A 13,027-nucleotide genomic window follows, 5' to 3' on the forward strand; every position below is an offset into this window, starting at 1 on the left:
ACAGCCGACCGGAACACACAGCAAGCGAGAGGTGATCGATGGGCGTCACGGACCCCGCCGGGCCGGTGATGGACCGGGACGAGGTGGACCGTGCGCTGGCGCGGCTCGGCCAGGAGCACGAGGCGATCGAGACCTCGCTGCTGGCCTTGCAGGACCACGCGGGCCGCAGACTCCTGGAGGGCGCCGAGCTGACCGGCGTCACCCAGGAGCGCTGGCAGGCCACGGAGGCGCGGATCACCCTGCTGTGGTCGTACTTCGACGCCTACACGGCCACGCTGCGCGGCGCCCGAGACATCCGCGCCCGGCGCCGCTGGTCCAGCCGCGAGGACCTGGCCGAGCTGACCGAACTGCTGCGGGGCACCTCCGTCGCGATCGCGGACGCCGGCAGCGGCGTGCTGAGCGAGAGCCTCTCGCTGGCCGAGCTGGTCGACCGGATGAACGAGCTGTACGCGACCAGCCTGGACCTGGTCGTCGCCGCCGACGCGGTCTGGTCGGCGCTGCCCGCGCGGATCGACCTCCTGTCCGCCGAACTCCAGCGCACCCGGCAGCTCGCGCACTCCGTCGGCGTGCGCCCCGGCGAACACCCGGCCGGGGACGACCTGGAACGGATCACCCGCACCCTGACCCGGCTGCGCGAGGACGTGATCCGTGACCCGCTCGCCTTCTGGGTGCCGGCCAAGGGCAGCTCCGCGCCCGGCGGCGGCCGTCCGGACACGACGGTGTACGACCGTGAGGCGCGCGCCCTGGAGGACGTGCGGCGGGAGATCGAAGCGGTGCTCACCGTGCGCCAGGACGCCGAGGCCCGGCTGATCCGCCTCCGGGACGTCCTCTCGCGCGCCGACCGCACCCTCGCCGAGGCCCGCACCGCGCGCGGCGAGGTGCTGGCGAAGATCGCCGCCACCGAGGTGCCCGTGGTCAGCGGCCCGCCGACCGTGCTCCAGGAGCAGCTGGCGACCGCGGCCGAGTACCGGCGGGGCGCCCAGTGGCACCGGCTGTCCCCGCTGCTGGAGTCGCTGGAGCAGAAGGCGGAGGACGAACTGCTGCGCGCCCGCGAGCAGCTGACCGCCGTCACCGCGCCGCTCGCGGTCCGCGCCGAACTGCGCGGCAGGCTCGACGCCTACAAGGCGAAGGTCGCCCGGCACGGCCTGGCCGAGGACCCGTTCCTGGTGGAGCGGTACGACGCGGCCCGGCGGATGCTGTGGAGCGCGCCCTGCGATCTGCGGGTGGCCGAGCAGGCGGTGCTGCGCTACCAGCGGGCGGCGGCCGAACTGCTGGGCGCGGCGCCCGAGGACCGTAAGGGGGACCAGTGATGAGCGGGGCCGGGCGGGCCTGTCAGCGGCCGGGCTGCGAGGGGGCGTACGAGGACGTCGGCGGCGGCGAGCTGTACTGCGACACCTGCGGCCTCGCGCCGGTGGTGTCGGCCGGGGGACCCCCCTCCGGGGGAGGGATGGTCGGCTCGCCGCCCACCGGGCTCACCCGGGGCGCGGCGGACAGCCGCGGCTCCGGCAGCGCCCGCAGCGCGCGTACCTCCTCGCAGTCGTCCAGGTCGCGGCGCTCGGTGTCGGGGCGGTTGTCGCGTTCGCTGTCGGGCGGGTCCACCGCGCGCTCGGTGTCGGTGCGCAGCTCCGGCTCCGCGTCCGGGTCCTCGGGGCGCGGACGGCTGGGCGCGGGGCTGGTGCACGTGCCGCAGGTGCCGCGGCCCGACCCGAACACGATGGTCCTGGAGAACCCCGAGGTACCCGAACGCAAACGGTTCTGCTCCCGCTCGGACTGCGGTGCCCCGGTCGGCCGGGCCCGGGGCGAACGGCCGGGCCGCACCGAGGGGTTCTGCACCAAGTGCGGCCACCCGTACTCCTTCGTGCCCAAGCTGAAGGCCGGGGACATCGTGCACGGCCAGTACGAGGTCGCCGGCTGCCTCGCGCACGGCGGCCTGGGCTGGGTCTACCTCGCCGTGGACCGGGCCGTCTCCGACCGCTGGGTGGTGCTCAAGGGCCTGCTGGACACCGGCGACCAGGACGCCATGGCCGCCGCGATCTCCGAGCGGCGCTTCCTCGCGGAGATCGAGCACGCCAACATCGTGCGGATCTACAACTTCGTGGAGCACCTGGACCAGCGCACCGGCTCCCTCGACGGCTACATCGTCATGGAGTACGTCGGCGGCAAGTCCCTCAAGGAGATCGCCAACGGCCGCCGCACACCGGAGGGCAGACGCGATCCGCTGCCCGTGGAGCAGGCGTGCGCGTACGGCATCGAGGCGCTGGAGGCGCTCGGCCACCTGCACAGCCGCAACCTGCTGTACTGCGACTTCAAGGTCGACAACGCCATCCAGACCGAGGACCAGCTCAAGCTGATCGACATGGGCGCGGTGCGCCGCATGGACGACGACGAGTCCGCGATCTACGGCACGGTGGGCTACCAGGCGCCCGAGGTCGCCGAGATCGGCCCCTCGGTGGCGAGCGACCTGTACACCGTGGGCCGCACCCTCGCCGTGCTCACCTTCGACTTCCAGGGCTACACGAACGTCTACACCGACTCGCTGCCCGATCCCGAGAGCATCGAGGTCCTCCGGCGCTACGAGTCCTTCTACCGCTTCCTGGTCCGCGCCACCGACCCCGACCCCGCCCGCCGCTTCGGCTCCGCCCAGGAGATGGCCGAACAGCTGACGGGCGTGCTGCGGGAGGTCGTGGCGCTCCAGACGGGGGAGGCGCGGCCGGCCCTTTCGACGCTGTTCGGACCCGAGGTGCGGGTCACGGACACGGAGTTGTTCCCCCGGCTGGCGGAGGGTGTGTCGCGGTGGGGGGCGCGGGAGGTCGCGGCGCGGAGGAAGCGCGCACCCGCGCCGGACCCCGTGGTACCGGCTCCTCTCGCCCCCGCCCTCGTCAGGCCGCTCGACCTCCCCGCCGCCGCCCTCGCGCTGCCCGTGCCCCTGGTCGACGCGGGCGACCCCAACGCCGGGTTCCTCGCGGGGCTGGTGGCGTCCGCGCCCGGGGAGCTGATCGGGGCGCTGGCGGCGGCACCCGTGCAGAGTGTGGAGACGCGCCTGAGGCAAGTGCGGGCGCGGCTGGAGACCGGGGACCACTACGGCGCCTCGACCGGGCTCGCCTCGCTGGACGAGGAGCGGCCCGAGGACTGGCGGGTGGTGTGGTACCGGGGCGTGGCCGCCCTGGTCACCGGCGACTTCGCGGGCGCCGCGCTCGCCTTCGACGCGGTCTACGACGCCTTCCCCGGCGAGGCCGCGCCCAAGCTGGCGCTCGCCCTGTGCGCCGAGGTACTGGGCCAGTTGGACAACGCGGCCGATTACTACCACCTGGTGTGGGCGACCGACCCCAGCTATGTGAGCGCCGCCTTCGGGCTCGCCCGGGTCCGGCTCGCCGCGGGCGACCGGCAGGGCGCGGTGCGCGCGCTGGAGTCGGTGCCGGAGTCGTCCATCCACTACACGGCCGCCCGGGTCGCCGCCGTCCGGGCCCGGCTCAGACAGCGCACCGCGGGCGCGGGTGACGTACCGTTCCTGGACGACCTGACCGCCGCCGCCGGGCAGGTCGAGGCGCTCGACGCGTACGGGCTCGACCCGGCGCGGCGCGAGGTACTGTCGGCGGAAGTGCTCGGTTGCGCGCTGGACTGGATACTCTCCGGGGGCCAGGACACAGCCCGGCCGGTCGCCGCCGGACGGGTGCTGCTGGGCAGCGGGCTGGACGAGCGGGGCCTGCGCTTCGGCCTGGAGCGCGCCTACCGCACGCTGGCCCGGCTGGCGCCCGGCGGCGAGGAGAGGATCGAACTGGTGGAACGGGCCAACCGTTACCGCCCCCGGACGTGGGTGTAGTTGATGTCGCAGATGCCCCAGCAGGCCGCACCGGCCACGTGCCCGAGCTGCGCGGAACCCGTCGAGCCGGACGACCTCTTCTGTGGTGCGTGCGGTCACGACCTCTCGGTGGTGCCCGCCCCGCCCCAGGACCACCCGACGCTGACGATGACCGGGCCACCGGCGCCGGGCGGCTTGGACGCCGGTTCCCCGGAGCCCGGGTCCGGGGACGGCGTCGACTGGCCCGCCCCCGAGCCATCTGGTTCCGGCTCCACCTCGCCCAAGACCCACCTGCCGACCGACCTGCCCGGCACCGACTCGGGCGGCCACCCGCTGCACCCCGGCGTACCGCGGCCGCCCGCCGAACCGCCCTCGTCCGGCGTACGCTTCGACCGGCCGGCGGAACCCGAGGAGTACCCCTTGCAGGCTCCCGATCCCCGCGCGGCGGGCGAGACCCCCGTTCCCGAGCGGGCCGAGGAGCACGCGCAGCCCGCCACCACCTGTGTCGCCTGCCGCGCCGGCCGCGTGGACAGCGACGGCTACTGCGAGAACTGCGGGCACGCCCAGCCCCGCGAACGCGACCACATGGAGCGGGAGTCCGGCCCGGTGGCCGCCGTCAGCGACCGCGGGCTGCGCCACCACCGCAACGAGGACTCCTTCGCCCTCGGCCACACCGCGCTGCCCGACGGCAGCCCCGCCACGCTCGCCGTCGTCTGCGACGGCGTCTCCTCGGCGACCCGCCCCGACGAGGCCTCCGCCGCCGCCGCGCGCGCGGCCGGTGACAGCCTGCTCGCCGCCCTGCCGCGCGGCACCCATCCGCAGGCGGCCATGCACGAGGCGATCGTCGCCGCCGCCCAGGCCGTCAACGCGCTGGCCGGGGAGCCGGACGCGGCCCGCGAGCACGACCCGCACCAGAACGCGCCGGCCTGCACCATCGTCTCCTCCGTGGTCGCCGCCGGGCTCCTGGTGGTCGGCTGGGTCGGCGACAGCCGCGCCTACTGGGTGCCGGACGACCGCACCGCGCCGCCCGCCCGGCTCACCGAGGACGACTCCTGGGCCGCGCAGATGGTCGCCGCCGGACTGATGAACGAGGCCGAGGCGTACGCCGACGAGCGCGCCCACGCGATCACCGGCTGGCTCGGCGCGGACGCCTACGAACTGGACCCGCACACCGCCTCGTTCAAACCGGACCGGCCCGGCGTCGTGGTGGTGTGCACCGACGGGCTGTGGAACTACGCCGAGACGGCCCGGGAGATGGCCGAGACGATCCCGGCGGACGCCGCCGTCCGGCCGCTGCACAGCGCCCGCGTCCTGGTCGGCCACGCCCTGGACGGCGGGGGCCACGACAACGTAACAGTGGCGGTCCTGCCGTTCCCGGCACCGTCGCAGGGGGCAGGATCGGCCTGAGGCCACGGGCCGGAGGGGACCGGCCCGTACACGGCACCGCCGCGCGTAGGCACGGTGGTGGAGGGGGATTTGAGTTCGTATGGCCAATTTCGCGAAACCGAGCGTGCCACGGTTCTCGGTGGACGTGTACCAGAACGAGTACCTGCCCGAGGGCGGCCGCGAGGTCAACGCCATCGTCACGGTGACGGCGACGGGCGGCGGCACGCTGGGCGGGGGCCTGGGCGCGGTCGCCTCCGGCGGGCGGCCGTCCGCCGCCGTGGCGCTCATGGTCGACTGCTCGGGCTCCATGGACTACCCGCCGACCAAGATGCGCAACGCCCGGGAGGCCACGGCCGCCGCCGTCGACACCCTGCGTGACGGCACCCACTTCGCGGTGATCGGCGGCACCCATGTGGCCACCGAGGTCTATCCCGGTGGCGGCCACCTCGCCGTCGCCGGCCCGGCCACCCGGGAAGAGGCCAAGCAGGCGCTACGGCGACTCACCGCGGGCGGCGGTACGGCCATCGGCGCCTGGCTGCGCCTCGCCGACCGGCTGCTGTCCTCGGCGGACGTCACCCTGCGTCACGGCATCCTGCTCACCGACGGGCGCAACGAGCACGAGTCGCCGCAGGACCTGCGCGCCGCCCTCGACGCCTGCGCCGGCCGGTTCACCTGTGACGCGCGGGGCGTGGGCACCGACTGGGAAGTGAAAGAAGTCACAGGGATCGCCTCCGCGCTCCTCGGCACCGCCGACATCGTGGCCGACCCCTCGGGCCTCGCCGCCGACTTCACCCGGATGATGGAGGCGGCGATGGGCAAGGAGGTCGCCGACGTCGCCCTGCGGGTGTGGACGCCGGTCGGCACCGACATCCGCTTCGTCAAGCAAGTCGCCCCCGCCGTCGAGGACTTGACCGCCCGCCGCACCGAGGCGGGTCCGCGCGCCGGGGACTATCCCACCGGCTCCTGGGGCGACGAGTCCCGCGACTACCACCTGTGCGTGGAGGTACCGCCGGCCGGTCTGGGCCGCGAGATGCTGGCCGCGCGGGTGTCGCTGGTGGTCCCACAGGCGGACGGCACGGCACAGGGTCTGGGAGCGCAGGGCCTCGTACGGGCCGTATGGACCGACGACATGACGGCGTCCACCGCGATCAGCCCCCAGGTCGCCCACTACACCGGCCAGGCCGAACTGGCACAAGCCATCAAGCAGGGCCTCGATCTGCGCAAAGTGGGCGATTTCGACGGAGCAACTGCCAAACTGGGACGGGCCGTTCAGCTGGCGAGTGCCTCCGGGAACGCGGATACTGCGAAACTGCTTTCGAAGGTGGTGGACGTGGTCGACGCCGCGACAGGTACTGTGCGGTTGAAGACGAGGGTCGCGGAGGCCGACGAGATGACTCTGGAGACCCGGTCCACCAAGACTGTTCGTGTAAAGAAGTGACCCTGCAAGCGACCCGGGCCATCCGGCCGGACCCTTAGGAAGAAGGGGAAGCACCGACATGCCGACCTGCCCGAACGGACACCAGTCGGGTTCCGACGACTGGTGCGAGGTCTGCGGTCACCGCATGGCCGGTGCCGTACCTCCGCCCCCGCCTCCCCCGCCGCCCGGCGGCTACGGCTTCCCGCCCCCGCAGGGGGCCCAGGGCGGCGCCCGCCCGCCGGCCGGCGCCGCGGAGGCCGAGCTGTGCCCGCAGTGCCGCACGCCCCGCGAGGGCGGCGCGCCCTTCTGCGAGGAGTGCCGGTGGAACTTCCTGACCAACACCGCGACCTCGTACACCCCGGCGGCCCCGCGCTCCTCGGGGCCCCGCTTCCAGTCGCCGAACGCGCCGTTCGGCGGCGGTGACGGCGGGTTCGAGTACCAGGGCTCGCGTCCCTCGCAGGTGAACCGCCCGGCCGAGCCGATCCCGCCGTTCGGCGGCGAGCCGTCCGGGCCGACCCCGTTCGACCGCACACCGCCGAGCCCGCCGACCTCGCCCGGCCCGCCGGCCCCGCCCGCCTTCGGGCGGGTCCCGGGACAGGGCGCGCCCGGCGCGCCGTCCGGCCCCGGCCAGGGTCCCGGCGGCCAGGGCGGCGGCTACGGCTACCCCCAGCCCGGCAACCCGCAGACCCCGCCGCCCCCCTTCGGCGGCGACCGGGGCCCCGGCGCGGCCCCCGGCGGTCCGGCCGGCGGCCCTCCGGGTCCCGGTCAGGGCGGCGGCTACGGCTACCCGCAGCCCGGCAACCCCCAGACCCCGCCGCCCGCCTTCGGGGGCGACCGGGGCCCCGGCGGCCGTCCCTCCCCCTTCGGCAACGCTCCCGGCCAGGGTCAGGGCCCCGGCGGTCCGGCCGGTGGCCCGTCCGGCCCCGGCCAGGGTCCCGGCGGCCAGGGCGGCGGCTACGGCTACCCCCAGCCCGGCAACCCCCAGACCCCGCAGCCCCCCTTCGGCGGCGACCGGGGCCCCGGCGCGGCCCCCGGCGGTCCGGCCGGCGGCCCCGGCGGCCCCTCGCCCTTCGGCAGCGCTCCCGGCCAGAACCCCTTCGGTGGCGACCCCTCCCGCCCCGTCCCGCCGCCGCCCGGCCCGACCCCGCCCGCCGCTCCCGGCGGTCCGGGCGGCCCTGCCGGTCCCGGTGGTCCCGGTGGCGCCCCGCAGGCGTTCCCGGGGGCCGGTGGCCCGCCCGCGCCCCCCGCCTTCCCGCAGGAGACCGGCCGGCCCCCGGTCGGCGGCCCGCCCGGCGGTCCCGCCTCCGGTGGCCCCTCCTTCGGCGGCGGTGACGACGACTGGGTGATCTCCCCGCCGTCGTCCGCGCACCCCTCGGGCCCGGGGCAGGGCGGCGGTTACGGCTACCCCCAGCCCGGTGGCACCCAGGCCCCCTCGGGACCCGGCTTCCAGAAGGCCCCCGCGGGTCCCGGCTTCCCGGACGCGCCCGGACAGTCCACGTGGACCGTGACCATCGGCCCCGACCGCGAGTACTTCATGGCGATGATGCAGCGCTCGGGCCCCGAGGCCACGGGCCTGAACCTGCCCGCGTACTCCCCCGAGCAGCAGCGCGCCCTCACCGGCGACCAGGTGACGATCGGCCGCCGCCGGCACTCCACCGGCGACACCCCGGACATCGACCTGGCGGTGCCGCCGGAGGACCCGGGCGTCTCGCACCAGCACGCGATGCTGGTGCAGCAGCCGGACGGCGGCTGGGCGGTGGTCGACCAGAACTCGACCAACGGCACCACGGTCAACATGTCCGAGGAGCCGATCCAGCCGTTCGTGCCGGTACCGCTCCAGGACGGCGACCGGGTGCACGTGGGCGCCTGGACGACGATCACCGTCCGCCGGGGCTGAGCACCGGGCGCGGGACGGTCACGGGAGGGGCCAGGCGTGCGGCCCCTCCGGGTCGTCCAGCCAGGCCCGGCCCTGCGCGCCGGCGAGCGTGACACCGTACCGTTCACGCTCCGGCTCCTCCTCGCGTTCCCACAGCGCGTACGCCTCCCGCGGATCGAGGCCGCCCCGGGTCAGTTCCAGCAGGAAGCGGAAGGTGTCCTGCTCACGGGCCCGGCGCGGCAGCCCGGCGAAGGAGACGCCCTCCGGCTCGGCCCGGCCCTGCCCGCGCAACGGCACGAAGTAGGCGGCCGTGTGCAGGAAGCGGCCCTCGGCGTGCTCGGCGTCCCGCACCGTGAGCGCGAGGAGCCCGGTGGCCAGCGGGATCAGGATGCGGGCGCCGGGGCGGCACTGGGCGAGCCAGGCGCGCGGCACCGTGGACAGCGCGCAGGTCGCGATGATCCGGTCGAAGGGGGCGCGTTCGGGCACCCCGCGCGCCCCGTCGCCCGTGACGACCACCGGACGACGGCCCGCCGCGGCCAGGTGCAGACGCGCCGACTCGGTGATCTCCGGCTCCAGATCCACCGTGGTGACGAGGTCGTCGTCGCCGAGCCGATGGGCGAGCAGGGCCGCGTTGTACCCCGTGCCCGCGCCCACCTCCAGGACCCGGTCGCCGTCCTCAACGCGCAGCGCGGCCAGCATCCGCGCCATCAGGGAGGGCTGGCTGCTGGAGGACAGCAGTTCGCCGTCGCGCAGCCGGGTGGCCAGCGGCTCGTCCGCGTAGGCGCCGCGCACCCAGCGCTCACGGGCCCGGGGATCGGGGCTCTCGCCCCAGCGCCGCTCGTAGCCGCGCGGCCCGGCGACGAAGTAGTACGGCACGAACAGGTGCCGGGGCACCTCGGCGAACGCCTCCCGCCACCTCGGGTCCGCAGCGAAGGCGCCCTCCGCCGCGATCTCCCGCACCAGTTCGGCCCGCGCGGCGGCGGCGAGTTCCTCGGTCCGTGCGTCGTAGGCGACCATACGACCACGGTAGGCACCCGAGCCCCGAACCCCGTGGTCCTAAGGCTTGAGTCCTCGGCCGTCCCGTCTGAGACCATGGACGGGTGAATGAGATTCGGCGCGGCACGCTTCAGGAGCAGACCTTCTACGAGCAGGTCGGCGGGGAGGACACCTTCCGCCGGCTCGTCCACCGTTTCTACGAGGGGGTCGCCGAGGACCCGGAGCTGCGGGCGATGTACCCGGAGGAGGACCTGGGCCCGGCCGAGGAGCGCCTCGCCCTGTTCCTGATGCAGTACTGGGGCGGCCCGACCACCTACAGCGAGCGCCGGGGCCATCCCCGGCTGCGGATGCGGCACGCCCCGTTCACGGTGGACCGGGCGGCGCACGACGCCTGGCTGCGGCACATGCGCACGGCCGTGGACGAGCTGGGGCTGTCCGAGGAGCACGAGCGGACGCTGTGGAACTACCTGACGTACGCCGCCGCCTCGATGATCAACACGGCGGACTGACGCCGCGCTCGGGGATCGGATTCCGGCCGACGTCGCCGGGATCCGGTCCCGGTGGGAGCCGGTGGCTCAGCCGCTCACGCTGACGCCCAGCGAGCCGAGCGATCCGGGGGCCCCGACCCGGCGTACCGCGACCGATCCGTACGGCGTACGCAGCCGCAGCCACGCCCCCGAGGACAGCAGCCCGGTGTCGGCCGCCCCCGTCCCCGGGCGCAGGAAGCCGAGGGAGTGCGCCGCGTGCACGGCGCGCACGGGCAGCCCGGTGCGCCCGATCTCGCGGGACCAGATGTCCCGCCCGATCCGGTCCAGCTCCGCACGGGTGCGCCGCTCGGGCGCCAACCCCTCGGTGCGGGCCCGGAACTCACCGACCGCCGCGGCCACGGTCGCCCGCAGCGCGTCCGGCGCCGGCAGCCCCGGCTCGGCCCGCCAGCCGCCGCGCGGCGGCAGCACACCGGCCCAGGGCGGCCCGGTGACCGCGCCCGGCACGGCCGCGGTGGCCGCCCGCTCGGCCACGGACTCCAGCAACTCGCCCGCGGAGACGGTGACGTCGAGGGTGACGTCGAGACCGTTCTCGTAGGGCTTGGCGAGCCGTACCGCGCGTACCGCGAGCACCTCGAAGGACGGCGGCCGCCCGAAGACGGCGAGCGCGGTGCCGGCCGCCTGGAGACGGACCGCGGCACCGCGGTCGTAGTGGAGCAGCCGGGAGAGGAAGGCGGCGAGGTCCGCCGCCTCCGTCTCGTCCGCGAGGTGCAGCACCGTCATGCGGCGACGGCCTCGCCCTCTTCGGCCCCGGCCTTCTCCATGTACTGCTGGAGGAACTCGCGCTCCTCCGCGGTGATCCGGCGCGGCCGCTGGGCCTCGAAGTCGAACGGTACGACGACCGTCGAGGCCCGCACGTACACCACGTCCTCGTCCTTCACCTCGTAGGCGATGGTGAAGGACGCGGCCCGGATCTCGGTGATCCACAGCTCGATGTCCACCGGATGGTGCCGGTGGACGAGCTGCCGCTTGTAGTCGATCTCATGGCGCGCCACCACGGAACCCTGCTGGAACTCCTTGTCCGGACGGAACAGGAAGTTGATCCGGGCCTCTTCCAGGTAGCGCATGAACACCACGTTGTTGACATGGCCGTAGGCGTCCATGTCGGACCAGCGCAGCGGGCACGGGTAGGTGTGGCGCAAGACCGATCAGCCCCGGGTCAGCTTCTTGTACGTCGCCCGGTGCGGCCGCGCGGCGTCCGCGCCGAGGCGCTCGACCTTGTTCTTCTCGTACGACTCGAAGTTGCCCTCGAACCAGAACCACTTGGAGTCACCCTCGTAAGCGAGGATGTGGGTGGCGACGCGGTCGAGGAACCAGCGGTCGTGGGAGACGACGACGGCGCAGCCGGGGAACTCCAGCAGGGCGTTCTCCAGGCTGGAGAGGGTCTCGACGTCGAGGTCGTTGGTGGGCTCGTCGAGGAGCAGCAGGTTGCCGCCCTGCTTGAGGGTGAGCGCGAGGTTGAGGCGGTTGCGCTCACCGCCGGACAGCACGCCGGCCGGCTTCTGCTGGTCCGGGCCCTTGAAGCCGAAGGCGGACACATAGGCGCGGCTGGGCATCTCGACCTGGCCGACGTTGATGTAGTCCAGACCGTCGGAGACGACCTCCCACAAGGTCTTCTTCGGGTCGATGTTGGCGCGGCCCTGGTCGACGTAGGAGACCTTGACGGTCTCGCCGACCTTGATGGTGCCGGAGTCGGGGGTCTCCAGACCCTGGATCATCTTGAAGAGCGTGGTCTTGCCGGCGCCGTTCGGGCCGATGACGCCGACGATGCCGTTACGCGGCAGCGTGAAGGAGAGGTCGTCCACCAGGACCTTCTCACCGAAGGCCTTGTTGAGCTTGTCGACCTCGACCACGACGCTGCCCAGGCGCGGGCCCGGCGGGATCTGGATCTCCTCGAAGTCCAGCTTCCGCATCTTGTCCGCCTCGGCGGCCATCTCCTCGTACCGGGCGAGGCGGGCCTTCGACTTGGCCTGGCGCCCCTTGGCGTTGGAGCGGACCCACTCCAGCTCCTCCTTGAGGCGCTTCTGCCGCTTGGCGTCCTTCTGGCCCTCGACCTTGAGGCGGGCGGCCTTGGTCTCCAGGTACTTGGAGTAGTTGCCCTCGTAGCCGTGCAGGCGACCGCGGTCCACCTCGCAGATCCAGCCGGCGACGTTGTCCAGGAAGTACCGGTCGTGGGTGACGGCCACGACGGTGCCCGGGTACTTGGCCAGGTGCTGCTCCAGCCAGTTCACCGACTCGGCGTCGAGGTGGTTGGTGGGCTCGTCGAGGAGCAGCAGGTCGGGCTGCTCCAGGAGCAGCTTGCAGAGCGCGACGCGGCGCTTCTCACCACCGGAGAGGTTGACCACCGGCCAGTCGCCCGGGGGGCACCCGAGCGCGTCCATGGCCTGCTCCAGCTGGGCGTCGAGGTCCCAGGCGTTGGCGTGGTCCAGCTCCTCCTGGAGCTTGCCCATCTCGTCGAGCAGCGCGTCCGAGTAGTCGGTCGCCATCTGCTCGGCGATCTCGTTGAACCGGTCGAGCTTGCCCTTGATCTCGGCGACGCCGTCCTGGACGTTCTCCAGGACCGTCTTGTCCTCGTCGAGCGGGGGCTCCTGCAACAGGATGCCGACGGTGTAGCCGGGTGACAGGAACGCGTCACCGTTGGACGGCTGCTCCAGCCCCGCCATGATCTTCAGCACGGTCGACTTACCGGCACCGTTCGGACCGACGACGCCGATCTTGGCACCCGGCAGGAAGTTCAGGGTGACGTCGTCGAGGATCACCTTGTCGCCGTGCGCTTTGCGCGCCTTGCGCATGGTGTAAATGAACTCAGCCAAGAGAAACCGTCCGGCAGCTTGAAATCTGGCAGTGGGCAGATACACCCCATCTTGCCGTATCGCCACCCCTGCGCGGAAACCCGTTGGGTTGGGGGGCTGTGACCTGGAGTTTCACCGATGGCGGCCGTGGCGCGTCTGTCGCTGTCGGTCGCCATCGAGTGCCCTTGGGCGCCCTCGCACGGCCCAGAGACGGCC

Annotated in this window: 10 protein-coding genes; 6 read left to right on the forward strand and 4 right to left on the reverse strand. The window is 74.0% G+C overall.

Annotated elements, in window-relative coordinates; genetic code table 11:
* Positions 1-38 precede the first annotated feature (38 nt).
* The 5 genes from QSK45_RS26640 to QSK45_RS26660 all read left to right on the forward strand — a co-directional run bounded on the left by QSK45_RS26640 (position 39) and on the right by QSK45_RS26660 (position 8,499).
* Positions 39-1,310, forward strand: coding sequence for a coiled-coil domain-containing protein (locus QSK45_RS26640; protein ID WP_285561218.1), 1,272 nt, complete (start codon positions 39-41; stop codon positions 1,308-1,310).
* Positions 1,310-3,820 carry a serine/threonine-protein kinase gene (locus QSK45_RS26645; RefSeq protein ID WP_285561220.1) on the forward strand — a complete coding sequence of 837 codons (2,511 nt, stop codon included), beginning with the start codon at positions 1,310-1,312 and terminating at the stop codon, positions 3,818-3,820. Before QSK45_RS26640 ends, QSK45_RS26645 begins: the two co-directional genes overlap by 1 nt.
* Before the next feature lie 3 nt (positions 3,821-3,823).
* Positions 3,824-5,206 carry a protein phosphatase 2C domain-containing protein gene (locus tag QSK45_RS26650; RefSeq protein ID WP_285561222.1) on the forward strand — a complete coding sequence of 461 codons (1,383 nt, stop codon included), beginning with the start codon at positions 3,824-3,826 and terminating at the stop codon, positions 5,204-5,206.
* A 79-nt stretch (positions 5,207-5,285) separates the two neighbouring features.
* Positions 5,286-6,623: a vWA domain-containing protein gene (locus tag QSK45_RS26655; protein WP_285561223.1), complete on the forward strand. Its 1,338-nt coding sequence runs from the start codon at positions 5,286-5,288 to the stop codon at positions 6,621-6,623.
* 58 nt (positions 6,624-6,681) lie between these two features.
* Complete coding sequence (locus tag QSK45_RS26660; protein ID WP_285561226.1) at positions 6,682-8,499, forward strand: FHA domain-containing protein; 1,818 nt, start codon at positions 6,682-6,684, stop codon at positions 8,497-8,499.
* 18 nt (positions 8,500-8,517) lie between these two features.
* Here QSK45_RS26660 and QSK45_RS26665 read toward each other — a convergent pair whose 3' ends face one another.
* Complete coding sequence (locus QSK45_RS26665) at positions 8,518-9,495, reverse strand: methyltransferase domain-containing protein (RefSeq protein ID WP_285561228.1); 978 nt, start codon at positions 9,493-9,495, stop codon at positions 8,518-8,520.
* A gap of 83 nt (positions 9,496-9,578) precedes the next feature.
* Between QSK45_RS26665 and QSK45_RS26670 the strand changes: the two genes are divergently transcribed.
* Positions 9,579-9,983, forward strand: a complete 405-nt coding sequence (locus QSK45_RS26670; protein ID WP_285561230.1) for a globin — start codon at positions 9,579-9,581, stop codon at positions 9,981-9,983.
* Positions 9,984-10,049: 66 nt separating this feature from the next.
* On the opposite strand, the gene QSK45_RS26675 is transcribed toward QSK45_RS26670, so the two are convergent.
* From QSK45_RS26675 to ettA, 3 genes are read right to left on the reverse strand one after another with little or no spacing between them, the layout of a single operon-like run.
* Positions 10,050-10,742, reverse strand: a complete 693-nt coding sequence (locus tag QSK45_RS26675; protein WP_285561232.1) for a DUF8010 domain-containing protein — start codon at positions 10,740-10,742, stop codon at positions 10,050-10,052.
* Positions 10,739-11,161, reverse strand: a complete 423-nt coding sequence (locus QSK45_RS26680) for an acyl-CoA thioesterase (protein WP_285561234.1) — start codon at positions 11,159-11,161, stop codon at positions 10,739-10,741. Before QSK45_RS26680 ends, QSK45_RS26675 begins: the two co-directional genes overlap by 4 nt.
* 6 nt (positions 11,162-11,167) lie before the next feature.
* The gene (gene ettA, locus QSK45_RS26685) at positions 11,168-12,832 is read right to left on the reverse strand and encodes an energy-dependent translational throttle protein EttA (protein ID WP_285561236.1); all 1,665 of its coding nucleotides are present in this window, start codon (positions 12,830-12,832) and stop codon (positions 11,168-11,170) included.
* Between the last annotated feature and the right edge of the window lie 195 nt (positions 12,833-13,027).

It is taken from the genome of Streptomyces hygroscopicus subsp. hygroscopicus (assembly GCF_030269125.1).
GTDB lineage: Bacteria > Actinomycetota > Actinomycetes > Streptomycetales > Streptomycetaceae > Streptomyces > Streptomyces hygroscopicus_C.